This window comes from Bordetella sp. N (assembly GCF_001433395.1).
Lineage (GTDB): Bacteria > Pseudomonadota > Gammaproteobacteria > Burkholderiales > Burkholderiaceae_B > Bordetella_C.
Map to the genome: position 1 here is coordinate 4498980 of NZ_CP013111.1, position 24576 is coordinate 4523555.

The window sequence follows — 24576 nt, forward strand, 5'->3', positions numbered from 1 at the left end:
AACGCCATGCAGATGCAGACCGTCCCCGCCTCCTCCGCCGCGGCCGCCAGCGCGCCGCCCGCCGCCTTTCGCCGCCCCAGCCGCGGTTACTGGCACACGGTGGGCCGGCGCCTGTCGCGCGACCCGCTGACCCTGGCCTGTGGGGCCATCCTGCTGCTGATCATCGCGCTGGCCATCGCCGCGCCATGGCTGGGCCTGGATGATCCCTACAAAATGAGCATGATCCGGCGTCTCAAGCCGCCCGGCTACCAGGGCCATCTGCTCGGCACCGACGAACTGGGCCGCGACATGCTGTCCCGCCTGATCTTCGGCGCCCGCCTGTCGCTGTTCACCGGTTTCGTGCCGGTGGTGCTGGCCACCGTGATCGGCGGCGGCCTGGGTGTCATCGCGGGTTATGCCGGCGGCCGCTGGAACATGGTCATCATGCGGCTGATCGACGTGTTCTACGCGTTCCCGTCGGTCCTGCTGGCCGTGGCCATCTCCGGCGCGCTGGGCGCGGGCTTGCTCAACAGCATCGTGTCGCTGACCCTGGTCTTCATCCCGCCCATCGCCCGCATCGCCGAAAGCGTCACCACCCAGGTACGCGAACAGGACTTCGTCGAGGCCGCGCGCGCCACCGGCGCGTCCGCGTGGCGCATCGTGCAAGGCCACGTGCTGGCCAACGTGGTGGGCCCCATCCTGGTCTACGCATCCAGCCTGATCAGCGTCAGCATCGTGATCGCCTCCGGCCTGAGCTTCCTGGGTCTCGGCGTCAGCCCGCCCAACGCCGAGTGGGGCCTGATGCTGAACACCCTGCGCCAGGCCATCTACGTCGCGCCGATGACGGCCATCCTCCCCGGCATCATGATTTTCGTGACGTCGATGTGCTTCAACCTGATGAGCGATGGCCTGCGCAGCGCCATGGACGTCAAGAACGGATAAGGAGCACCCGCATGTTCTTTCGCGCCAAACGGGCTGAGCAGGACCCGCTCGCCACCACGCTCACGCCGGCCCAGGACGGCGAGGCCTTGCGCCTGCTGAAACGGGACAGCGGGCCCGACCCACGCGATCGCGGCGGGCCGGCCCAGCCCATGCTCATCGTCAAGGACCTGAAGAAGCACTACGACATCGGCGGCAGCGCCTTTGGCGGGCCGCGCAGCGTGGTGCGCGCGGTCGACGGCGTGAACTTCGAGGTCGCCAAGGGTGAGACCCTGGGCATCGTCGGCGAGTCGGGCTGCGGCAAGTCGACCACCGCCCGCCTGCTGATGCATCTGATCGAGCCGGACGACGGGTCGGTCATCTTCGACGGCGATGAAGTGTCCGAGGTACGGGGCATCAGCGTGCGCGATCTGCGCCGCCACATGCAGATGGTGTTCCAGGACAGCTATGCATCGCTCAACCCACGCCTGACCCTGGCCGATTCCATCGCCTTCGGACCTAGCGTGAGCGGCATGCCGCGCGCACAGGCACGCGCCCGGGCGCTGACCCTGTTGCGCATGGTGGGACTGGACCCGGAAAGCTACGCGCAGCGCTATCCGCATGAACTGTCGGGCGGCCAGCGGCAGCGGGTGAACATCGCCCGCGCGCTGGCCATGGGACCACGCGTGCTGATACTCGACGAGTCCGTGTCGGCGCTGGACAAGTCGGTCGAGGCCCAGGTCCTCAACCTGCTGCGCGAGCTCAAGCGCGAGCTGGGCCTGACCTATATCTTCATCTCCCACGACCTGAACGTGGTGCAGTACATCAGCGACCGCGTGATGGTGATGTACCTTGGCCAGGTCGTGGAATCGGGTCCCGTCGAACGCATCTACGGCGCCACCCGCCACCCCTACACCGCCGCGCTGCTGTCCTCCCGCCCGTCGATGGATCCGCGCCGCCGGGTGACGCAACCGCCGCTGTCCGGCGATCCGCCCAATCCCATCAATCCGCCTTCGGGCTGTCGCTTCCGCACCCGTTGCACGCGGGCGCAGGAACGCTGTGCCCAGCAAGCGCCCGTGCTGACCGCCGCGCCGGACCATACGGGCCACCTGACCGCCTGCCACTTTCCCCTGTCGGCGGCGGACAGTCTCGCCGGTGCCACGTCCAACCCCGCGTCCGCAACGGGGACCGGCTCATCCCCCCTGCTGCGCCTGCAAGCCTGAGGAAACGCCATGACCAATTCGACAAGCGGGCAGGCGCTGGTACAGGTCGACGACCTGACCGTGCGCTTCGCCAATCGCGACATGAACATCCCGGTCGTCAACGGTGTCAGCTTTTCCCTCAACCAGGGCGAAGTGTTGTGCCTGCTGGGTGAATCCGGGTCGGGCAAGAGCGTCACCATGCGCGCCCTGATGCGTCTGCTGCCCGACACCGCCCAACTGGGCGGCAAGGTCATCGTGGATGGCGTCGACATCCTTGGCCTGCCGCGCAAGCAATTGCCCGACATCCGCGGGTCCCTGGTATCGATGATCTTCCAGGAACCGCTGACCGCGCTGGACCCGGTCTACACGATAGGCCAGCAGATCGCCGAAACCGTGCGGCGCCACGACGGCTGCGACCGCCGCACCGCCATGCGGCGCGCGTTGGAGCTGTTGGAACTGGTGCAGATTCCCTCGGCGGCGCGGCGCCTTGACGCCTATCCGCACGAACTGTCCGGCGGGCTGCGCCAACGCGCCATGATCGCCCTGGCCCTGTCCTGCCGGCCCAAGCTGCTGCTGGCCGACGAACCGACCACCGCCCTGGACGCGACGGTGCAGATCCAGGTGCTGCTGCTGATGCGCGAACTGCAGCGCGAGCTGGGCATGGCCACCATCTTCGTCACCCACGATCTGGGCGTGGCCTGCGAGGTCGCCGACAAGGTGGCCGTGATGTATGCCGGCCGCTTCGTCGAGACCGGCTCCATCGCGGACATCATGGATCGGCCCGCCCACCCCTACACCCAGGGCCTGCTGCGCTCCACCGTCCACGGCGGCCTGCGCGACGAAGACCTGGCGCCCATCCCCGGCGCGCCGCCGGACCTGGCGGCCTTGCCCCCTGGCTGCTGCTTCGCGCCCCGCTGCGGCTTGCGCCAGGACGCCTGCGATAGCGCGGTGCCCGCCTTGCATGGCCGCGACGGCCTGGGCCACGCGGCGCGCTGCATCCTGCCGCCCTCCCAAATCACGCTCCTACAGGAACATTCCGCATGACTGCCGCACCCTATCATTTGTCCGTCGGTGAAGCCGCGCGGCTGTTGCAGTCGCGCAAGCTGTCGCCGGTGGAACTGCTGGACGCCTTCCTCGCCCGCATCGAAGCCGTCGATGCGAAGGTGCACAGCTATCTGCTGCTGACCGCCGACAGTGCGCGCGCCGCCGCCCGCCAGGCCGAGGCCGACATCATGGCCGGCCGCTGGCGTGGGCCGCTGCACGGCATCCCCTATGGGGTCAAGGACAACTACTACACGCGCGGCGTGCGCACCTGCGCCGCCTCGCGCCTGCTGCTGGACTTCGTGCCCGACCATGACGCCGCGGCCATCGAGAAGCTGCGCGACGCCGGCGCCATCCTGCTGGGCAAGCTCAACACCTGGGAGTACGGCACCGGCACCGGCGCCGTGCATTTCGACCTGCCCTTCGAGCCCGCGCGCAATCCCTGGAACCTGGATCACTTCACCGGCGGCTCGTCGACCGGCGCCGGCGCGTCGGTGGCCGCCGGCACCGCCATGTTCGCGCTGGGCTCGGACACCGGCGGTTCGGTGCGCCTGCCCGCCGCCGCCTGCGGCCTGCAAGGCATGAAGCCGACCTACGGCCGCGTCAGCCGCCATGGCATCCTGCCCAACTGCTACACCCTGGACGTGCCGGGCCCGCTGACCTGGACCGTGGAAGACAGCGCCATCGCGCTGCGCGCCGTGGCCGGCCATGACCCGCGCGACCCCGGCAGCGTCGACGTGCCGGTGCCGGACTACGTGGCGGGCCTGGAACGGGGTGCGCGTGGATTGCGGATAGGCGTGATACGCGACCTGGGCGCCGAAGGCGAACGCGTCGACGCCGCCAACCGGCAAGGCGTCGAAGACATGGCGCGGGTCCTGGCGGCGCAAGGCGCGACGTTGGTCGATGTCAAACTGCCCGCCTCGGTGACCGAGTATCGCCAGGCCAGCTCCGTGATCAACTGGACCGAGTCCCTTTCCATCCATGAACAGGACTTCATGACGCGGGCTGCCGACATGGGACAGGCCCTGCGCGACAAGATGATGAGCGGTTTCATGACCCGTGCCGTCGACTACCTTGCCGCGCAGCGCCGGCGCCGCGAACTGGCCGCGGCCACGGATGCCCTGCTGCACAGCGTGGACGCCTTGATCCTGCCCTGCGCCTTCCATACCGCGCCGCCCTTCGCCGATCCCGAGCGCGTCATTGCCTACACCTCCGACACGGCCTGCCCGCCCTTCAATATGTCGGGCCACCCCGCGATGTCGGTATGCACCGGCTTCGACGCGGCGGGGCTGCCCACCAACGCGCAGATCGTCGGCCGCTGGTTCGACGAAGCCACGGTGTTCCAGGTCGCCCGGGCCTACGAGCGCGAGACCAGCTGGCGCGACCGCCGGCCCACGCTCTGACCGCACGCGACGCCTGCCTCTCTGCCCCATCAGCCTCACCATCGGGACGACCATGCCCCTTACCCTGGACAGCGCGCTTTTCCACCTATCCGTGGGCGACGCCGCGCGCCTGCTGCAGCGACGTGAACTGTCGCCCGTCGAACTGCTCGATGCGTTTCTCGCTCGCATCGAAGCCGTCGATTCCCAAGTACACAGTTATCTGCTGCTGACCGCGGACAGCGCGCGCGCCGCCGCCCGCCAGGCCGAGGCCGACATCATGGCCGGCCGCTGGCGCGGCCCGCTGCACGGCATTCCTTATGCGGTGAAGGACAACTACTACACGCAGGGCGTGCGCACCACCGGCGGCTCGCGCCTGTTGCTGGACTTCGTGCCGGGCTACGACGCCACGGTGGTGAAGAAGCTGGCGGCCGCGGGCGCGGTGTTGCTGGGCAAGCTCAATACGTGGGAATACGGCACCGGCAATGGCGGCGTCTATTTCGACCTGCCCTTCGAACCGGCACGCAACCCCTGGAATCTCGACCACTTCACCGGGGGTTCGTCCACGGGATCGGGCGCCGCGGTGGCGGCCGGGACGGCGATGGTGGCGATGGGTTCCGACACGACCGGTTCCGTTCGGCTGCCGGCGGCCGCTTGCGGCCTGCAAGGCATGAAGCCCACCTATGGCCGCATCAGCCGCCACGGCATCCTGCCCAATTGCTATTCGATGGACACACCCGGCCCCCTGGCCTGGACGGTGGAGGACAGCGCCATCATGCTGCGCGCGGTGGCCGGCCACGATGTGGACGACCCCGCCAGCGCCACTGTCGCGGTGCCGGATTACCTGGCCGGACTGGAGCGCGGCGTGCGTGGCCTGACCATAGGCGTGCTGCGTGACCTGGGCGACGAGGACGATCTGGTCGAGCCCGCCAACCGGGCCGGTCTGGAAGACATGGCGCGCGTCCTGCGCGCGCAGGGCGCCCGCCTGGTCGACGTGCAGCTGCCGGCGCGCGTGTCCGAGTATCGCAACGTGACCTCGGTCATCAACTGGACCGAGTCCCTCACCATCCACGAACAGGACCTGCAGGAGCGCGGCGCCGACATGGGATTCGCGCTGCGCGACAAGCTGATGTCCGGCTACATGACGCGGGCCGTCGACTACCTGGCCGCGCAACGGCGGCGGCGCGAACTTGCCGCCGCCACCGATGCCATGCTGGCGACTGTCGATGCCGTGATCGCGCCCTGCGCCTACCACGTGGCGCCGCCCTTCGCCGACAACGACGTCCTGCGCAAATTCACCGCCGAGAACGCCTGCCCGCCCTTCAATGCTTCCGGCCATCCCGCCATGTCCATCTGCACCGGCTTCGACACGCGGGGCTTGCCGACCAATGTGCAGGTCGTCGGACGCTGGTTCGATGAAGCCACGGTATTGCAGGTCGCGCGTGCCTACGAGCGCGATACCGAATGGCGTGCGCGGCGGCCCGGCCTGTAGCACGCCTGCCGTCTTTACCCTGATTTTTTTCCTATCCCTATTCCTATCCCTGCCACCAGGAGCCTGCCATGTCCCAAGAACCCACTCCCGCCTGGAGCCGCGCTGACATCGACACGCATTGCCGGCGCTATGGCCTGACCCTGCCGTCGGCCATGCTCGACCGCATGCACGAACTCTCCGCCAACGTCACCCGCACCGGCCTGGCCATTGCCCGGCAGCCCGTCAAGGACAACGAACCGGCCCTGGTATTCGCCATGCCCGTGCCGACGCCGCGCTGACGGCTTGCCAGTTCCCGCGCCGAGCGCTTCCGCCCGGTCGCGTCATTTCTTTATCGAGGATTTGCCATGCAGCCTTATGAATTGACCGCTTCCGAAGCGTCGGCGCTGATCGCCGACCGCAAACTGTCCGTCGAGGAGCTGGCCCGCTCCACGCTGGACTACATCGCCGAACGCGAGCCGGTGATACGCGCCTGGAGCCACGTCGATCCCGACCTGGTCCTGCGCAACGCCCGTGAACTGGACAAGACTCCGCCACGCAGCCCGCTCCATGGTCTGACATTCGGCGTGAAGGACGTGATCGATACCTTCGACATGCCCACCCAGCACAACTCCCCCTTGCACGTGAACCTTCAGCCGGGGCAGGACGCCGCGTGCGTGGCCGTGGTGCGTCACAGCGGCGCGCTGGTCGTCGGCAAGACCGACACCGTGGAGTTCGCCTCCGGCGGACGCCGCGCCGCCAGCCGTAATTCTCACAACCTGGCGCACACGCCGGGCGGCTCGTCGTCGGGCTCCGGCGCCGCGGTCGGTGACAAGCAGGTGCAGCTGGCCTTCGGCACCCAGACCGGCGGCTCCCACATCCGTCCGGCCGCGTTCAACGGCATCTATGGCATCAAGCCGACGCACGGCATCGTCAGCCGCGAAGGCGCCAAGATGTATTCGCACACCCTGGACACCATAGGCTGGTATGGCCGCTCGGTGGCCGACCTGCAACTGGTCGGCGGCGCCTTCCAGCTGCCCGGCATGGTCGCGGCCAAGGCCCCCGCGCTGCGCGGCCTGCGCGTGGCCCTGTGCCGCGGCCCCAATTGGGAGGCCGCCGACGCCTGGGGCCGTGCCGCGCTGATGGAAGCGGGCCGGCGCCTGGAAGCCGCCGGCGCCGACGTGGTGGAGTTCGACCTGCCCGCGCCTTTCGCGGGGCTGGACGCGGCGCAACAGACCGTGATGCGCGGCGAGGGACGGGCGGCCTTCCTGCCGGCGTATCTGGGTAAACATCACCTGCTGCACCAGGATTTCCGCGACCTGGTCGAAAACGCGCGCGGCATCACGCCGGCGCAACTGACCGAAGCCTATGATCTGGCGGCACGTTGCCGCGCGGAATTCGATGGTTTGTTTGCAGCGACCAGCGGCGGCCGCGGCGGTCAGTTCGACGTCATGCTGACGCCGTCCTCGCCCGGCGAAGCGCCGGAAGGGCTGCACGACACCGGCAATCCCACGTTCAACGCAATGTGGACCCTGCTGCACGTTCCCTGCGTGGGCATCCCGGTCGCCAAGAGCGCGCGCGCCCTGCCGCTGGGCATCCAGCTGGTGGGACCGCGCTTCTCCGACGCCCAGCTGCTCGCCATCGCGGCGGCTTGCGCGCCGGCCATCCATGCGAATGGCCGTCTGGACCCGCTCACGCTGGAAGAAGCCGTCGCGGCCTGATGGCGACCTAGCTCTGGCTGCCCAGCAGATCCTCGATCATGATGGGCAGCTCGCGCTTGCGCACGCCGGTGGCGTGATACACCGCATTGGCGATGGCCGCCGCGGTGCCCGCCAGGCCGATCTCGCCAACCCCGCGCGCGCCGAGTTCATTGAGCACGGGATCGGGATAGTCCAGGAAAGTGACATCGATTTCCGGGCTGTCGGCATGCGTGGCCATGACGTAGTCCGCCAGATTGCGGTTCACCGGCGCGCCATCGCGGGGGTCGTACTGCGTGTGCTCGAACAAGGCCATGCCCACGCCCATCACCACCGCGCCTTCGATCTGATTGCGGGCCGCGCGCGGATTGAGCATGCGGCCCGCGTCGATCACCGTCACCACGCGATTGACGCGCAGCCGCGCGATCTCCGGCCACCAGAGCACTTCGACGAAATGCGCGCCGTAGGAGTTGATGGACCATTTCTTCTTGAGCGGATCGCCGCTCAGGCCCCCTTCGGCGGCATTGGCGTCGGCGCTGATCGCGCTCAGGCCGGCGTCCTTGACGATGTTTTCATACGGTACGCCTGCCGCGGCGTCGCCTTCCCTGGCATGCACGCGGCCGCCCGTGATGGTGAGCTGCTCCGGCTTCAAATCCCCACAGGCCTTGCCCTTGGCTGCCGTCTTGAGCAGCTTCTTGACCGCGCCGCGGGTCGCCTGCAGCACCGCCGGAATCACCGACGCGGTCGCCGTGGAGCCGCCCGACAGCGGCCCATCCGGCAAGGCCGTGTCGCCCAGCACCACCTGGATGCGTTCCAGCGGAATGCCCGTTTCGGCGCTGACCAGCTGAGCCATGATGGTGTAGGTGCCGGTGCCGATATCCTGGGTGGCGCAGGCCACGCGCGCGCTGCCGTCGGACCGCAATTCCACATTGGCCTGGGCCGGCTGGCGTGCGCCCATCCAGGAACAGGCCGCCATGCCCCAGCCCAGCACGGCGCCGTCGCGGCGCATGGACCCCACCGCGGGGTCGCGTTCGGCCCAGCCGAAGCGGTCCGCGCCGATACGCAGGCTCTCCACCAGATGGCGTGAAGAGAACGGCGTGCCTTCGCCCTCGTCGTGTTCCGGCTCATTGCGCAGGCGCAAGGCCACCGGATCCATATTCAGGGCGATGGCCAGTTCGTCCATGGCGCTTTCCAGGGCATACAAACCCGGCACCGCGCCCGGCCCCCGCATCGACGTCGGCGTGCCGATATGACGCCGGGCCAGGCCGGACGTCACCCGCAGATTCGCCGTGCTGTACATATGGGGCGTCGCTTCGCCGCAGCTTTCCGCATAGTCGTCCAGGATGGACGTCTGGTTCAGGTAGTCCTGCCGTAGCGACAGCAGCTTGCCGTCGCGGTCCGCGCCCAGGCGCATGCGCTGCTGGATAAGTGGACGGTGACCCACGTTCTGGAACATCATGGGCCGCGACAGCACCAGCTTCACCGGCAGCCCCAGTTGCCGCGCGGCCGCGGCCGCCAGCGCCGAGTGCGGCCAGGGCCACAGCTTGCCGCCGAAACCCGACCCCAGGAAATGCGTGATGACGCGCACTTTTTCCTTGCTGGTCCCCAGCATCTGCACCATCACCGCCTTGTGGTTCACCACGGCCTGCGAGGTTTCATAGAGGGTGTAAGCCTCGCCGTCCCAGACCGCCACGGTAGCGTGCAGCTCGATGGGATTGTGCGTCTCCGTAGGCGTGACATAAGTCTCGTCCACGCGCACCGCGGACGTATCGAAAGCGGCCGCGGCATCGCCTCTTTCGCTTTCCACCTTGGGCGGGTCCTGACTCTCCAGATGCGGATCCACATTCGGCGCCGCCGATTCATAGCGGACATCGACGGCAGCCGCCGCCGCGGTGGCCTGCTCGAAAGTGTCGGCGACCACCAGCGCCACGTATTGGCCGTAATAGCGGATGACGTCGTCATCGAAGGGCGGCCGTGCCTCGTCCAGCATCGCGCCCTGCACGCGGTACAGGGTCTGGATGTTGCCGCGATGCAGGATCAGGCGCACGCCGGGCATGGCCTCCGCCCGCGCGATATCCAGCGACGCGATGCGGCCGTTTGCCACGGTGCTGCCCACCGGGACGGCGTAACGCATGCCGGGAAAATGGAAATCGGAGGTATAGGTCGCGTGGCCGCTGACCTTCAACGGGCCATCGACACGGCTCACGGCCTTGCCGATGATGGCGAAATCGCCGGATCGAACCGGCGCGTTCGCGGCGGGACTCTGGCCCGGGGTACGTTCTGCAACGGTGGACATGGGAAGACTCCTCAATGGGCAACAGGGCCGGCGGCGGCATCGGTGGCGGCAGCCTGGCGCAGAGCCTGCACCAGGCAACGCCGCGCCAGCTCGACCTTGAAGCCATTGCCCGGCAGCGGCTGGGCAGCGCGCAGGACAGCGTCCGCGGCGGCGCGATAAACGCCGTCCTCGGGCGCCTGCCCCTGCAGCAACGCTTCCGCCTCGGGGGCGCGCCAGGGCCGCGTACCGACCCCGCCAAGGGCCACGCGGACGTGCTCGATACGGCCGTCGGCAATTTTCAAAACGACGGCGGCGGAAGCCAGAGCGAACTCGTAGGAAGCGCGGTCGCGCAGCTTCAGGTACACCGACCGGCTGCCCGCCGGCGAGGGCGGCAGGGTGACATGCGTTATCAGCTCACCCGGCTGCAACACCGTCTCCCGCTGCGGCATATCGCCGGGCAGATAGAAGAACTCACCGATGGGAACGGCGCGCTGGCCCTGGCCCCCTTCGATGTGGATGGCGGCTTCCAGCGCCATCAGCGCCACGTTCATATCGGACGGGTTGGTGGCGATGCAGTGCTCGCTCGTCCCCAGCACGGCCAGATTGCGGTGATAGCCCTGGATAGCCGGACAGCCGCTGCCGGGCACGCGCTTATTACAGGGCGACGCCGGATCGCGGAAATAGACGCAGCGCGTACGCTGCAGCAGATTGCCGCCGGTGGTAGCCATATTGCGCAGCTGCGCCGACGCGCCAGCCAGCAAGGCCTGCGACAGAACGGCGTAGTCGCGCCGGACCGTGGCGTCGCCCGCCAGGTCGGCGTTGCGCACCAGGGCCCCGATGCGCAAGCCGCCGTCGGCGTCCGCTTCCACCCGGTTCAGCGGCAGGCGATTGATGTCGACCACGCATTCGGGCTGCTCGACATCCAGTTTCATCAGGTCAACCAGCGTGGTGCCGCCGGCGAGAAAGCGCACGCGAGCGCCCTGTTGCGCGGTCGGCGTGGCGCCCCCGGCCCGCAGCGCGGCCGCGACGTCGTCCGCGCGCACGAATTCGAAAGTGTGCATGATCCGCCCCTTAGGCCTTGGCGCGCACGACCTGGATGGCGGCGACGATGTTGGAATAGGCGCCGCAGCGGCAGATATTGCCGCTCATGGCTTCCTTGACTTCGGCGTCGCCCGGCCCCCAGGGCTCCTCCAGCATGGCCACGGCCGACATGATCTGGCCGGACGTGCAATAGCCGCACTGGTAGCCGTCATGCTCGACGAAGGCTTCCTGCATGGGATGAAGGCAGCCGGGCTGACCCAGCCCCTCGATGGTGGTGATCGCGTCGCCCTCGTGGGCAATTGCCAATGCCAGACAGGCGTTCACGCGCCTGCCGTTGACATGCACCGTACAGGCGCCGCATTGGCCGTGGTCGCAGCCTTTCTTCGTGCCGGTCAGGTGTACGTGGTCGCGCAAGGCGTCCAACAGCGTCGTGCGGGGATCCAGATCCAGCGAATAGGTCTCGCCATTGACGAGTAAGGAGGTGGTGACCAGGCCGGGCGTCCCTTGCGGGGCTCCGGCAGGAACGGGGCGGGGGGCGTCGGGGGCCATGGCAATCTCCGGCGGAAGATGGGGACGTAAACGGTTCACGTATATCTGTCACGCCACGGCAAGCCCCGTGCCGGGCCGCATCGGGTCGGGGGTGGATCGGGGGTGGGCCGCGATTGGACCGACTTCAGGCCGGAATCGGGGACGCGCTGCCTGTCACGCCCGACTACGCCATCCCCCTGTTTATGCGGTCCGTCCGCAGGAGTTCTATCCACGCCGGACTGCGGCAAACTTCCGAGCAGCCAGCGCTTCCCCTCAGCGGGCAGGCACGACGGTTTGCACACAATTCCAGCACGCAATAATCCGCAACATGGCTGTTAGGATCCGATTGAAATAATTAATTAAGTTCACTACTATCTACTACATAAAACCGCAGTAGCCAGTTGCATATGGCATCGGTAGCGCGGCCGCGCCGCGCTGTCAGGCACTCCCCGGTGTCACCTGCTCGACTACTCATGCGAACTACAGCGATCCTCTGCAGGTTGGTGTTCCTACTGTCCACGCTTTGGTGCGCGTCGACGGCATGGGCCGGGGATTACCGTCTGACTGCCGCACCGGGCAAGCCCATCGACCTGGCGCCCTATGTGGACGTCTATGACGACATGTCGGGCCGCCTGCGGCTATCCGACGTGCTGAGCATGACGCGCTCGACGCCGGTCATCTTCCAAAGCGCCAGCAGTCACCCTCAGCCGCAACCCACCCAAGCCACGCGCTGGCTGCGCGTCACGATCCACAATGACTCCGGCAGCGCGCAGCCGCTCGCATTGATCCCCGCGTCCGCCAACACGGACGAGGTGGAAGTCAATATGGAGTTAGGCGGCGCCTGGACGCAGACCCGCTTCGGCAGCTCCGTCCCGCTCAACGAACATACCCATGCCGGCGATCGCGGCGGCAACCATTTCGTGCTGCCGCCCGATGCGCGCGTACGCTTCTATATCAGCGTGCGCAACGCCTTGCCGGATACCGTCATGCCGATACTGGAATCGGCGGAGCGCCACGCCCGGGTCAAGTCCTCCACCTTGGCCTGGGACGCCGCACTGATAGGCGGCCTGGCGGCATTGGCCTGGAGCGCGATCCTGATCGGCAGCATCACGCAACGTTTGCCCTACATCTATCTGGGCGTGCTGGCCGCCACCGAAGCCCTGTACGAAGCCGCCATCCGCGGGCAGGCCCAGATCATGTTCTGGCCCCACGCAATCGGCTGGGGCAGCCGCGCCGAATTGATGCTGGGCAGCGTCAGCCTGATGCTGTTCGTGCTGTTCCTGCGCAGCGTCGCCCGACGCGATCCGCTGCTGGCCGGCGGACTTCTGGCGGTGGACATGGTGCTGGCCTTGCTGGGCGGCCTGCTGGTGGCCTCGTGGACCACGGATCTCTACACGGTGTCCGTGCTGCTGACGGCCATCGGCGCGGTGATCGGCATCAGCCTGCTGGCCGTGCTGCCCTTCCTCCCGCGACGTACCCTGCCCACGGTGCGCCTGCTGGGCACAGCCGCCGCGCTGCTGCTGTGCCATACCGTGCTGCATACGGCCAACCTGCGCGATCTGCAGGCAACCCTCACGCGCTATCCCGCATTCGGCATGAACGCGGTGTCGGCCTTGCTGCTGCTGGCACTGGGGTCGACCTTGGCCATGCTCGCCGCCTGGGCCAACCGCCTGCCCCGCCGCGTCCGCGACACCGCGACCACGCGGCCGCATGAACGCGCCAAACTGCGCGTGCAGGTACAGATGCACACCGCCGCGCTGGACCAGGCCCTGCGGCAGGCCACCGAGAAGAGCCGACAGCAGGATCAGTTGCTGGGGTATATCAGCCATGACCTGCGCGCGCCGCTGGCCACTATCGCCAACTACATGCGCCTGGTGCGCGCGGCGGCCACGCCGGAACAACAGTCCCACCTGGATGTCATCGAGCGCAGCCTGGGCCACCAGTTCCAGCTGGTCGACGAGGTGCTGACCTTTGCCCGCGGCCAGAGCCAGCCCCTGGAACTGGTCCCCGCGCACGCCTCACCCACGCAACTGCTGAGCGAGGTCATCGGCCATGCCGTGGCCTTCTGCGCGCCCAAGCGCAATGCCTTCCATTTCTTGCCGCCGGCCAGCCTGCCCGTCAGCGTGTTGATCGACGCAGGCCGGCTGCGCCAGGTACTGTTGAATCTTTTGGACAATGCCGCCAAGTTCACCCAGGATGGGCGGGTGTCTCTCTGCGTGACGTCGCTGCGCCGCGACGATCACTGGATCCTGGAATTCATGGTCGCCGACAACGGACCCGGCGTGCCGCTGGAACGCCAGACGGAAATCTTCAGCGCCTTCCAGCAGCTGCGATCCGAACATGGCGGCGTCGGCCTTGGGTTGTTCATCGCGGACAACATCGTGCGCAGCATGGGCAGCCAGTTGACCCTGACCAGCGTGCCTGGCGATGGCGCGCGCTTCAGTTTCCGCATCGAGGTGCCCGGTGTGGACCAGACGCTGGTTTCGATGTCGCCGATCAGCGTGGCGCCGCCGCCCCGCTTCCTGCAAGTCGCGCTGACGCTGCCGCCCCTGGCAGCGCGCCAGGCGCTGGCCCGGCTGGCGCATGACGGCGAGGTCAGCGAATTGCGTGACTGGCTGGCGCGCACGCGCACCATCCATCCGGAATGCGAGGCCTTTCTCAAGCGGGTGGAAACGGCCCTTGCGGAGCTGGACCTGACGACCATCGAACACCTGGCCGCGGCGTCCTACGACGCCCCGCCCGCCAATGCCGTCACGAGCACGCCCGCGCCCCTGCTGGCAGCCGCGGCAACGGTGCCCGTGCCGCCGGCGCGCCGCAAGCGCACCCGCGGCTAGCGCCCCGCCACGCCCTGGATTTCGCGGCCGATCGCGGACAGCGCCACGGTGCGTTCCACCGCGCCCCGCTTGATGGCTTCCTTGGGCATGCCGAAGACCACGCAGCTTTCCTCGTCCTGGGCCAGGGTGCGCGCGCCGGCGTTGCGCATTTCGAACAGGCCGGCGGCGCCGTCGTCACCCATGCCGGTCATGATGATGCCCAGGGCATTGGCGCCGGCGCTGCGGGCGACCGAGCGGAACAGCACGTCCACCGACGGCCGATGACGATTCACCAGCGGCCCGTCCAGGACGTCGACGTAGTATTGGGCCCCGCTGCGCTTGAGCACCAGATGGCGCCCGCCCGGCGCGATCAGCGCGCGTCCCGGCACCACCCGGTCATTGGCCTGCGCTTCCTTCACGCTGATGCGGCACACGCCGTCCAGCCGCGCGGCGAACGCCGCGGTGAACTTCTCCGGCATGTGCTGCACGATCACCAGTCCCGGGCACACCCGTGGCAGGCTGGTCAGCACTTCCTCCAGCGCCTGCGTGCCACCGGTGGACGTGCCGATGGCGACCACGCACTCGGTGGTCTGCGCCATCGGCCGCGCGTGTTGCGGCGGCAGCACGGCGTCCGCGGTCAGCTTGGGGGCCGGCACCGCCGGCGGCGGCAGGCCGGGACGCACGCGCGCCCGCGCCGCGCTGCGCACCGTGGCGATCAGTTCACGCGCCGCCTCCACCAGGAATTGCCGCAAGCCCAGCTTGGGCTTGGTGACGATGGCCACGGCGCCCGCCGCAAGCGCATCGATGGACGTACGCGCGCCCTTCTCGGTCAAGGTCGAGCAGATCACCACGGGCGTGGGGCGTTCCTGCATCAGCAGCCGCAGGAACGTCAGGCCGTCCATGCGCGGCATCTCGATGTCGAGCACGATGACATCAGGCCAGGCATGGCCGGCCTGCTTCAGGCGCTCGATGGCCAGCAGGGGATCCGCCACGGCGTGGCTGACAGCGATGTCGGGCGCGTCGTTCAGCACGCTGGCCAGCACCTGCCGCACCACGGCCGAATCGTCGATGACCATGACGTTGATGGTAGACATGGCTGTACGGGGTCCTACGTAGTCGTGCGCACCAGCGGCGTGGGCGAGATCTGCTTGACCCACACGTCGCCGGTGGCGATGTTGAAAATTACCTGGCGATGGCCGCTGCCGAACAGATGTTCGGACCGCACCGAAATGCCACGCTGGCGCAGCAACGCGCGCGCGGCCTCGCCGTTACGCCGGCCGATCTCCACGACGTTGGGATGGGTGCGGCCGGGGAACATATTGCCGCCGCCGAAGATCTTGGCTTCACACTCCTGCACGCGCACGCCCTTCTGCTCCAGCGCCTGCAGCATCAGTTCCACCACCTCCTCGCCATAGCGGCCGTCCAGCGGGGCTCCGCCATTCTTGGGCCGCGATGCCAGCAGGAAATGCGACATCGCGCCCTGGCGGCGGCGCGGGTGCCACAGCGTGATCGACACGCAGGAACCCAGCAGGGTACGCACGCGGTAGGCGGCGTCGCCGACGAAGTAGTCGCCAGGCTGCAGGAACACATCGATGCGTGGTTCTTCCAACGCTGCCCCGGCGGGTCTGGCGGGGACCGCGGGCGCGCGCCATGCAAGAGGAGTTTGCGCCATGCTCAGACCTTGCGATAAACGGACGGCACCACTGCCGTCACCGCGACATCGATGCCATGCAGGCTTTCCGAATGGCCGACGAACAGCACGCCACCCGGCTTGAGTTGCGCCAGCACGCGCGTCACCACCTGGCGCTTGGTTTCGCCATTGAAATAGATCATCACGTTGCGCAGGAATACCGCGTCGAAGGCGCCCAGGTCGGGCAGCGGCGCGTTCAGGTTGGCATGCTGGAAGCGGACATGCTGCCTCAGCTCGCGCTCGACCAGAAACGTGCCGGCCTGCGGACCCAGGCCCTTCAGGCAATAGCGCTTGCGCACGGCCGGCGGGATCTGGCGGCCGCGTTGTTCGGAATAGTGGCCAGTACGGGCGCGCGCCACGACCCGCGTGCTGATGTCGGTACCGACGACCTCGAAGGGCCGGCCTTCCAGGCACTCGTGCAGCACCATGGCGATGGTATAGGCTTCCTCGCCGGTGGAACTGGCGGCGCTCCAGACGCGAAAAGGCTGGCCGGGACGAGCCCGCGCGCCAGCCTCTTTACCGCCAGCGCCGCGGGCTTCCCGCGTCAGCAGCTCGAAGTGGCGCGGTTCGCGAAAGAAATAGGTTTCGTTGGTGGTCAGCAGGTCGATCGCCAGCTGGGTCTCGGCCGCGTCCGTACCGCCGGTCACCAAGGAAAAATACGCCCCATAGCTGCTCAGGCGGCGAGCTTCCAGCCGCTTGGCCAGGCGGCCGCAAACCAGCGCCTTTTTGGCCGGCGACAAACTGATGCCGGCCGCGTCGAAGATAAAACGCTGGAAGTGGGTGAATTCCTGATCGGAAATGGCGTACATGCGAGACATGATGAATGGGCCTATTGTTGACGCGCTTCGCGCAGTCCGTCGACCCGGTAGCGGTGCTGCCTGAGCCAGCCAGGGATGGCGCTGCCGGGCATGGGACGCGCGATGAAATAACCTTGCCCCACCATGCAGCCCAGCTCACGCAACAACTGCCAGTCCTCTTCGTCCTCGATGCCTTCGGCGGTCGACACCAGGCCCATCTGGCGCGACATGTCGATGGCCGCTTTCAGGATGACGCGCAGGTTCTTGCGCTTGATGGCGCCATGCACGAAGCTGCGGTCTATCTTCAATTCCGTGAAGGGGATGCGCGCCAGCTGCTGCATGGACGAAAAGCCGGTGCCGTAATCGTCGATCGACAGGCCGAAGCCGCGCAGGCGCAGGCGCGCCAGCAAACCGCGCGCATGGCCGCCGGGATCGACCAGTGAACTTTCGGTGATTTCGAAGCTCAGCTGTTCAGGCGCCACGTGAAAACGCTGCACCACGGCCAGGATGTCGCGCGCCAGGCCGGGCCACTCCAGCAACAGCGGCGAAAGATTGACCGACAGCGTCAGGCGCAGGCCGCGGCTGTTCCAGCTGGCCGCCTGGGTCAGCGCCTGTTCCATCACCGTGAACGTCAGCGGCTGGATCAGGCCGTACTGTTCGGCCAGTGGAATGAAACGCGCGGGCGAAACATTACCCAATTGGGGATGATGCCAGCGCGCCAGCGCCTCCACGCCCCGTACCAGGCCCGTATTCATATCCACCTTGGGCTGATACTCGACGTGGATTTGGCCCTGGCTCAGCGCGGCTTCCAGCATCTCCGGCGGAATGGGGGCCGCCTCGTCGGCCAGGCCGCCGCGCCGGGGCCGCGCCAACGCGCCATGGGCTTCCAGCGCGTGGCTCAGGGCTTCCCGCGTGACCGGCTTTTCCAGGCCGGCCAGCACGTTGAAGCCCATGTCCACGGCAATCGCCACCACGGAATCGATCATCGCGCTCTCCCGGCCGGACGCGATGACCAGGTCGACCTGGATGGCGCGGATACGCAATTGCTCGATCAGCTCGACGCCATCCATGCCGGGCATCTCGATGTCCACCACGATGACCTGCGGCGGCGGCCGCAGCCCATCGAGCACGCTCAGTGCTTCTTCACCGTCGCCGGCCTCGTGGACGGACGCGATACCGAGCTCGCGGCACAGCGACACCGTATGGCGCCGCTGAGGCAAGCTATCGTCGACCACCAGAATGGAGCGCAGCGTCGGCACGGTCGCGGCCTGTTCAAGCCACCGTTGTCAGGGGATCGCGCGACAGCAGGGATGCCGCCTGATGCGCGCCGCCTGGAAGGGCCACCGCGTCGGCCAGCACCGCGCCGTCGGGCAAGGCCTCCAGGGCCAGGATCCGCCCCACCGCCAGCAGGATGACGAAGCGGCCCCGCACCTTGCCCACGCCGGCGATGAAGTCGCTGCGCACGCCGGCGCCGAACAGGGGCGGCGGCTCGATATCCGCCGCCGCGATGTCCAGGACCTCGCTGACGGCGTCCACCACAACGCCAGCCACCTGGGGACTGCCCTCGCCCTCATCGATCTCGACGATGACGATGCACGTCCGCTTGGTCACGGGCGCCGCGGCGCGGCCGAAGCGCGCCTGCAGATCGATGACCGGCACCACCGCGCCGCGCAGGTTGATCACGCCGCGGATCGACGGCGGCATCATCGGCACCACGGTCAGGTCGTGGTACTCGATGATCTCCTTGATCGACAGGATGCCGATGGCGAACATCTCGCCGCCCAGCGTGAACGTCAGGTACTGCGACGTTTCAGCCGCCGGCGGGCCTTTCCCGAAAGACAGGTCATTCATGCCAGTGCTCCGCGATCAATAGCGGCCGAACTGCGATTCGTCCGGCGTATCGACACCGGCGAAGGCAAGCTTGCCGCCATCGACGTCCAGCGCTTCGCGGGCGAAAGCCGGCGCACCGCGCTGCACGGCCGGAGCCGCCGCCTTGCGGCGCGGCGTGGCAGCGGCACGCAAGCCGTTGCCGCCGCCACCGACATTGCGGCCGCTGAGCTTGAAGAAGGCCATGGCCTGTTGCAGCTGTTCCGCCTGCGAGCTCATTTCCTCGGCGGTCGCCGCCAGTTCTTCCGAGCTGGACGCGTTCTGCTGCGTGGTCTGGCTCAGCTGCGTCACCGCGGCGTTGATCTGGCCGACGCCGGAGGACTGCTCTTCGGACGCGGCAGTGATCTCCTGCACCAGGTCGGAGGTCTTGCGGATGTTCGGGACCATCTGCTCCAGCAGACGGCCGGCGCGCTCGGCCAGGTCCACGCTGGAACTGGCGACACCGCCGATTTCCTGCGCCGCCACCTGGCTGCGTTCGGCCAGCTTGCGCACTTCGGCCGCCACGACGGCAAAGCCCTTGCCGTGCTCGCCGGCGCGCGCCGCCTCGATGGCTGCGTTGAGCGCCAACAGATTGGTCTGGTAGGCGATGTCGTCGATGATGCCGATCTTCTGCGCGATCTGCTTCATGGCCGCCACGGTGGAGGTCACGGCTTCGCCGCCCTCGGCCGCCTCGGCCGCGGCCTTGGTTGCCATGCCGTCGGTGACCTTGGAGTTTTCGGTGTTCTGAGCGATGGAGGCGGTCATCTGTTCGATAGACGCGCTGGTCTCTTCGACGCCGGCGGCCTGTTCACTGGAGGCCTGGCTCAGCGATTGTGCCGTAGCGCTGACTTCTTCGGACGCACCAGCCAGCGCTTCGGCGCTGCTGTTGACCTCGGTCACCACCTGCGACAGACGGGTGACCATGTCCTTGACCGCCGCCATCATGCTGCTGCTGTCGTTCTTCTTCACCTGCACGGTCACCGACAGGTCGCCTTCGGCCACCTGCTTCAGGATGCCCGCCGCATAGGCCGGCTCGCCGCCCAACAGCTTGAGCAGACCACGCGTGATGAACCAGGCAATGAGCAAGGCCAGGACCACCGCCGCGATCGCCAGCGACAGGACCAGAGTACGGGTCTCGGCGTACAGCACGTCGCCTTCCGTATTGGTTTCTTCCATCAGCGCCACCTGGCGGGCCAGCATGGCACGCAGGGCGTTTTCCGAAGCGGTGTTGGCTGGCAGCACGTCACTCTTCACGAAAGCGGCCGCGGCCTCCTTGTCCTGGGCGTACAGGACCAGAAAGCGTTCGATGATCTGATCCACCTTGCGCCGGGTGTCCTGCACATCCTTCAGCAGCTTGCCCGCGTCCTCATCGGAGACCGTCTTCTGCAGCTTGGCCAGGTTGGCCGCGCTGACGCTCATGTTGTTGGCGATACGCTTGCGCTGGGTTTCCAGTTCGGTGGCGTCGGACGTCAACAGCATGCCGCGCAGCACGCGGCCGTCGTCGACGGTACGTATCACGTTGTCGTTGAGCAGGGCGACCTTGGGGTAACGGTCCTGAGTGACGATGGTCAAGCCATCGTTGACCTTTTCCAGCCGCTGCAAGCTGAGGACCGAAATGGCCGCAAGCAGGATGATCACCACCCCGAATCCCAGCGCCAACCGCGTGGCGACTTTCATATTCCCAAACATTGCCTTGCTCCTAGATCTGAATATTCACCAGCCGGCGCCCCGCGCCGAGCAGTGGTGTCATGCGCTTGACCGGGCGAGCCCGGCCGGTGTGGGATGCTTTGCTTGTTCCATCAGGGCCGGCACGTCCAGGATCAACGCGACTTCGCCGCTGCCCAGGATGCTCGACCCGCTGACGCCCCGCACGCCGGCGAAAATGCGCGCCAGCGGCTTGATGACCGCTTGTGTTTCGCCCAGCAGGGTGTCGACCACCAGGCCGCAGCGCTGGCTGCCATGGCGCACGACCACGATGTTTTCACGGGCGCCCGGCTGGCCCGGCAACGAGAACATGTCGCGCAGGCGGATGAAGGGCAACACCTGCCCGCGCAGGTCCGTATAACTGCTGTTGTCGACCGCGCTGTACGCCACGCACTCGTCCACCATGTCCAGCGGCAGGACGAAGCGCGAGCGGCCCACGCCCACCTGGAAGCCGTCGATGATGGCCAGGGTCAGGGGCAGGCGTACCGTGACCAGGGTGCCGGCGCCCGGCCGGCTGGTCACGTCGACGCTGCCGCGCAGCGCTTCGATATTGCGCTTGACCACGTCCATGCCCACGCCACGGCCCGACAGGTCGGTCACCGCGGCGGCGGTGGAAAAGCCCGGTTCGAAAATCAGGTTGAATACTTCGCTGTCGGACAGGACCTGCCCCACTTCGACGATGCCGCGCTCCACCGCCTTGGCGAAGATGCGTTCGCGGTCCAGGCCGCCGCCATCGTCGCGGACTTCGATGACGATATGGCCCGACTCGTGCCGCGCGTCCAGCATGATGGTGCCGTGGGCGGGCTTGCCGCGCGCCACACGCACGTCGGCTGCCTCGATGCCATGGTCCATGGCATTGCGCACCAGGTGGGTCAGCGGGTCGCCGATCTTCTCCACCACCGTCTTGTCCAGCTCGGTTTCCTCGCCCGTAATGACCAGTTCGATGCGTTTGCCCAGGCCGCGGGCCACGTCATGCACCACGCGGCGGAAGCGGTTGAAGGTGGCGCCGATACGCACCATGCGCAGTTGCAAGGTGCTGTCGCGCACGGCCTCGACCAGGTCGGCGACCTGCGACGTGAACTCTTGCGCTTCCGAATTACCGGTGCGCGCGGCCGCCAGGCTGGCCCCGGCCGAAGCCGTGATCAGTTCGCCGACCAGATTGATCAGATGATCCAGTTTGTCCGCATCGACGCGCACCGAGCGGCTCTCGCCGGCCTTCTTTTCCTTGGCCTGACGTTGCTGGTCCAGCGCCGCGGTGACGACCGGCAGCGCCACGGCCTGCTGTTGCACCAGGATCTGGCCCAGCGGTTCCGAGTTGTCGTCCTGCCGCTGCAGGCGCAGCGCCTCGTCCAGCTCGCGCTGGGTCAAGGTACCGCAGCGCACCAGCATCTCGCCCAGCATGACGGGCTCCTCGCCCATCTCCTGCAGCAGGTTCACGTAGTCGGAAATGCGGCTGTGGGGCGGAATGATGCGGATGGCGCAATCGTCGATGACGAATTCGAAGGTGCCTTCGATGGTGGCCTTGTCCGCCGGACTGTCGAGACCGATTTCGAAGCCCAGGTAGCAGGCCTCGGGGTCCATGTCGTCGAGCGCGGGCAGGCGGCCGGTCTGGCACGCCACGCCGGTGATACGGCCCAGCCGCTGCAGATAGCGGATGAAGGACAAGGGGTCCATGCCATTGCGCAGCACGCCCTCGTGGAAGCGCAGGGAGATATGCCAATGGTCGGCATCCGCGCTGGTCACGGCGCCGTCGGCAGTGCCCGCGGCAGCGGCCACCACCAGGGCGGTGCCGGCGCAACCGCCCTGCCCTTGCGCCTGCGCCGTGCCGGCGTTGCCGTGCAGATAGACGGCCAGGCGGTCGCGCAGCATGCTGCCTTCCGCGCGCGACTCGGCGTCGTCTTCGCCCTGCTCCTGGCCGCTGTCGACGACGTCGACGAGCCGGCCGATAAAGTCATTGCAGCCCAGCATCAATGCCACCATGTCGGCATCGATGGGGATTGCGCCATCGCGCACCCGGTCCAGCACGCTTTCGACGTCATGCGTGAATTCCACGATGGCGTCGATGCCGAACAGGCCGGCCGAACCCTTGATGGTATGGGCGGCTCGGAAAATGGCGTTGATCGCGGGACCGCGGTCGGCATCCTCCTGCACCGTCAGCAGGGCTTCCTCCATGTCCGCCAGCAGCTCGCGGCTCTCGGTAATGAAGGTTTGCAGCGCCTGATCCATATTCATGGCGCGCTCCCTGCCTGGGCCAACACGCCCCCCAGGCCAAGCAGGCCCATGACATCGCACAAGGGCGCGGCCAGGCCGCCGAAGCGGATCTCCCGTTGCCGTGCATGCGCCAGCGCCTGCGCCGCCAGCAGCAGCTGCACGCCGGCAGTGTCGAGCTCGGTCACGCCGCTCAAGTCCACGCACAGCGCGACCGGCTCGGCAGCGGGCGCCAGGGCCTCCACCAGGCGATGACGCATCTCCTGCGCGGTATAGATGGTGAGTTCACCATCCAGGGCCAGCACCTGGCGGTCGGTTTGGGAGCTCATCACGGCAGCACCAGCTTTTCCACCGCGCCCAGCAACTGGGCCGGTTGGAAAGGCTTGACCACCCAGGCCTTGGCGCCGGCCTGTTGCCCTTCGCGCTTTTTCTCTTCCTGGCTTTCCGTGGTGAGCATGATCACCGGCGTGAAACGATAGGCCGGCAACTGCTTCACGTTCTTCAGGAAGGTGATGCCGTCCATGTTCGGCATGTTGACGTCGCTGATGATCAGGTGGACCTTCTGGCCTGTCAGCTTGGTCAAGGCGTCCTGGCCGTCACGGCCTTCGATGACGTCATAACCGGCGCCCCGCAAGGCGATGCCTACCACCTGGCGCACCGAGGCGGAGTCGTCGACGATGAGTATGGTCTTGGGCATGCTGCTACCTCAGAAAAAAGTGATTTCGTCGCCCGCGGGAGCGGGCTTGGCGGCGCCGCCGCCGCGATGGAGTTCGCGCTCGTCGGCCATGGCGTAGGTTTTTTCCAGCTCCCGCAGCAAGCCGCCGGCTTCCAGGGGCAACAGCTCGCCCGCCGCTTCGCAATCGCGCCGGAAGTCCTGCATGACCACCGGCAGGGATTCGATGTTGGCGACGACGTGGGCCATGACCTGGCTGACCCGGTCCTGGAACTGCAGCTGCACCAGGGCCTCGTTGACTTCGGCCTGGATGCCCTGGCTTTCCTCGCGCAAGCGATCCGTGGTTTCGGTCAAACCTTCGGCGAAGGTTTGAAACCCCTCGAGTACCTGCTGGATGACGGTTTCCGACGCGGCGATGGCTTCCTGCTCGCGCCGGGTGGTCTGTTCGGCGGCCGTGCAAGTCTGCAGGATGGCCGCGCCGATCAATTCGATTTTTTCCGCGATGCGGGCGCCGGTTTCGCCGGATTGCTTGGACAGCGCGCGCACTTCCTGCGCCACCGTGGCGAAGCCGCGGCCCAGGCTGCCCGCATGGGCCGCCTCGATAGTGGCGTTGATGGCCAGCAGATTGGTCTGCTGGGTCACCATGGCGATGGCCTGCACCATGCTCTGGAGTTCGTCGACGAAGCCTTGCAGGCCCTGGACCTTGGTCAGCATGTCGGCCTTGGTCTGCATGCCGTCGCGCAGCTGCTGCAGCACGCCGTCCAGCTGCTGCTGGCTGCGCGCCGAGATCGCGGCGGCCGAACGCTCGCCGGTGCCGCCGTTGTTCATCGACAGCCGCAGGGTCTGGTCCAGGCGCACGGAGATTTCGCCGAAGCGCATGCTCAGCGCCGTGATCGCCTCTTCCATCTGGCTGCGCGAGGATTCGATCTGCCGGCTCCATACAGGCGCCAGTTCCGCGCCGAAGGTCTCCAGGCTGGCCAGATGGCTTTGCATGGTGTCGTCACCGACGTTTTCGGTACGGGTCCGCCACGCGGCGGCGATACCCAACGCGGCCAGGATGGCGCCCACGGCGCATCCCCAGGTGGACCAGACGGAAAAGGCCGCGGCGGCCACGCCGCCCGCAAGGCCAAGGAACGTTGCCAGCCAACGTCCCCACAGGTGCCGAACCACATTCATGTACAGCCTTTACACCTTTGCCGACAAACTCCGCCGCATACGGCGGATCAACGACACAACACTTCGACAACGCCCCGACTTGCGCTGCGGCAAAGCCGCTCGCCGTCCAAGAGGGGGGTTG

At 67.5% G+C, this 24576-nt stretch carries 21 protein-coding genes; 8 read left to right on the forward strand and 13 right to left on the reverse strand.

Annotated elements, in window-relative coordinates:
• Nucleotides 1–12 precede the first annotated feature (12 nt).
• The 7 genes from ASB57_RS19330 to ASB57_RS19360 all read left to right on the forward strand — a co-directional run bounded on the left by ASB57_RS19330 (nucleotide 13) and on the right by ASB57_RS19360 (nucleotide 7708).
• A complete protein-coding gene (locus ASB57_RS19330; RefSeq protein WP_057656274.1) occupies nucleotides 13–921 on the forward strand; it encodes an ABC transporter permease in 909 nt (302 codons plus the stop codon).
• Nucleotides 922–1070: 149 nt separating this feature from the next.
• Entirely contained in the window at nucleotides 1071–2120 is a 1050-nt protein-coding gene (locus ASB57_RS19335; RefSeq protein WP_231755479.1) for an ABC transporter ATP-binding protein, read from the forward strand.
• A gap of 9 nt (nucleotides 2121–2129) precedes the next feature.
• Nucleotides 2130–3143, forward strand: a complete 1014-nt coding sequence (locus tag ASB57_RS19340) for an ABC transporter ATP-binding protein (protein WP_057653692.1) — start codon at nucleotides 2130–2132, stop codon at nucleotides 3141–3143.
• Nucleotides 3140–4543, forward strand: coding sequence for an amidase (locus ASB57_RS19345; protein ID WP_057653693.1), 1404 nt, complete (start codon nucleotides 3140–3142; stop codon nucleotides 4541–4543). Before ASB57_RS19340 ends, ASB57_RS19345 begins: the two co-directional genes overlap by 4 nt.
• Before the next feature lie 52 nt (nucleotides 4544–4595).
• A complete protein-coding gene (locus tag ASB57_RS19350) occupies nucleotides 4596–6011 on the forward strand; it encodes an amidase (RefSeq protein WP_057653694.1) in 1416 nt (471 codons plus the stop codon).
• A gap of 68 nt (nucleotides 6012–6079) precedes the next feature.
• Entirely contained in the window at nucleotides 6080–6289 is a 210-nt protein-coding gene (locus ASB57_RS19355; protein WP_057653695.1) for a hypothetical protein, read from the forward strand.
• Between the two features lie 66 nt (nucleotides 6290–6355).
• Nucleotides 6356–7708 carry an amidase gene (locus tag ASB57_RS19360; protein ID WP_057653696.1) on the forward strand — a complete coding sequence of 451 codons (1353 nt, stop codon included), beginning with the start codon at nucleotides 6356–6358 and terminating at the stop codon, nucleotides 7706–7708.
• 7 nt (nucleotides 7709–7715) lie between these two features.
• Here the strand turns inward: ASB57_RS19360 and ASB57_RS19365 are convergent, their stop codons facing one another.
• Genes ASB57_RS19365 through ASB57_RS19375 form a run of 3 tightly spaced genes read right to left on the reverse strand, consistent with a single transcriptional unit; the run spans nucleotide 7716 to nucleotide 11549 of the window.
• On the reverse strand, nucleotides 7716–9980 hold the full coding sequence (locus ASB57_RS19365) for a xanthine dehydrogenase family protein molybdopterin-binding subunit (protein ID WP_057653697.1): 2265 nt from the start codon (nucleotides 9978–9980) through the stop codon (nucleotides 7716–7718).
• Between the two features lie 11 nt (nucleotides 9981–9991).
• Nucleotides 9992–11020 carry a xanthine dehydrogenase family protein subunit M gene (locus ASB57_RS19370; RefSeq protein ID WP_057653698.1) on the reverse strand — a complete coding sequence of 343 codons (1029 nt, stop codon included), beginning with the start codon at nucleotides 11018–11020 and terminating at the stop codon, nucleotides 9992–9994.
• Nucleotides 11021–11030: 10 nt separating this feature from the next.
• Nucleotides 11031–11549, reverse strand: a complete 519-nt coding sequence (locus ASB57_RS19375; RefSeq protein ID WP_057653699.1) for a (2Fe-2S)-binding protein — start codon at nucleotides 11547–11549, stop codon at nucleotides 11031–11033.
• 482 nt (nucleotides 11550–12031) lie between these two features.
• Here ASB57_RS19375 and ASB57_RS19380 point away from each other — a divergent pair, with 482 nt between their 5' ends.
• On the forward strand, nucleotides 12032–14362 hold the full coding sequence (locus tag ASB57_RS19380) for an ATP-binding protein (RefSeq protein ID WP_197424772.1): 2331 nt from the start codon (nucleotides 12032–12034) through the stop codon (nucleotides 14360–14362).
• On the opposite strand, the gene ASB57_RS19385 is transcribed toward ASB57_RS19380, so the two are convergent.
• The 10 genes from ASB57_RS19385 to ASB57_RS19430 all read right to left on the reverse strand — a co-directional run bounded on the left by ASB57_RS19385 (nucleotide 14359) and on the right by ASB57_RS19430 (nucleotide 24455).
• A complete protein-coding gene (locus ASB57_RS19385; RefSeq protein ID WP_057653701.1) occupies nucleotides 14359–15435 on the reverse strand; it encodes a chemotaxis response regulator protein-glutamate methylesterase in 1077 nt (358 codons plus the stop codon). The two genes, ASB57_RS19380 and ASB57_RS19385, sit on opposite strands and share 4 nt — an antisense overlap.
• Before the next feature lie 14 nt (nucleotides 15436–15449).
• Nucleotides 15450–16013: a chemotaxis protein CheD gene (locus ASB57_RS19390; RefSeq protein WP_197424774.1), complete on the reverse strand. Its 564-nt coding sequence runs from the start codon at nucleotides 16011–16013 to the stop codon at nucleotides 15450–15452.
• Nucleotides 16014–16015: 2 nt separating this feature from the next.
• Complete coding sequence (locus ASB57_RS19395) at nucleotides 16016–16840, reverse strand: protein-glutamate O-methyltransferase CheR (protein ID WP_197425157.1); 825 nt, start codon at nucleotides 16838–16840, stop codon at nucleotides 16016–16018.
• A gap of 20 nt (nucleotides 16841–16860) precedes the next feature.
• Nucleotides 16861–18087 carry an EAL domain-containing protein gene (locus ASB57_RS19400; RefSeq protein ID WP_057653703.1) on the reverse strand — a complete coding sequence of 409 codons (1227 nt, stop codon included), beginning with the start codon at nucleotides 18085–18087 and terminating at the stop codon, nucleotides 16861–16863.
• A 13-nt stretch (nucleotides 18088–18100) separates the two neighbouring features.
• Nucleotides 18101–18679, reverse strand: a complete 579-nt coding sequence (locus ASB57_RS19405) for a chemotaxis protein CheW (RefSeq protein WP_057653704.1) — start codon at nucleotides 18677–18679, stop codon at nucleotides 18101–18103.
• A gap of 15 nt (nucleotides 18680–18694) precedes the next feature.
• Entirely contained in the window at nucleotides 18695–20371 is a 1677-nt protein-coding gene (locus tag ASB57_RS19410) for a methyl-accepting chemotaxis protein (protein ID WP_231755191.1), read from the reverse strand.
• Nucleotides 20372–20440: 69 nt separating this feature from the next.
• Nucleotides 20441–22630: a chemotaxis protein CheA gene (locus ASB57_RS19415; protein ID WP_057653706.1), complete on the reverse strand. Its 2190-nt coding sequence runs from the start codon at nucleotides 22628–22630 to the stop codon at nucleotides 20441–20443.
• Nucleotides 22627–22935, reverse strand: coding sequence for a lipid asymmetry maintenance protein MlaB (locus ASB57_RS19420; RefSeq protein ID WP_057653707.1), 309 nt, complete (start codon nucleotides 22933–22935; stop codon nucleotides 22627–22629). The genes ASB57_RS19415 and ASB57_RS19420 overlap by 4 nt, the downstream gene beginning before the upstream one ends.
• Nucleotides 22935–23303, reverse strand: coding sequence for a response regulator (locus tag ASB57_RS19425; protein WP_057653708.1), 369 nt, complete (start codon nucleotides 23301–23303; stop codon nucleotides 22935–22937). Before ASB57_RS19425 ends, ASB57_RS19420 begins: the two co-directional genes overlap by 1 nt.
• Before the next feature lie 9 nt (nucleotides 23304–23312).
• The gene (locus tag ASB57_RS19430) at nucleotides 23313–24455 is read right to left on the reverse strand and encodes a methyl-accepting chemotaxis protein (RefSeq protein ID WP_057653709.1); all 1143 of its coding nucleotides are present in this window, start codon (nucleotides 24453–24455) and stop codon (nucleotides 23313–23315) included.
• Between the last annotated feature and the right edge of the window lie 121 nt (nucleotides 24456–24576).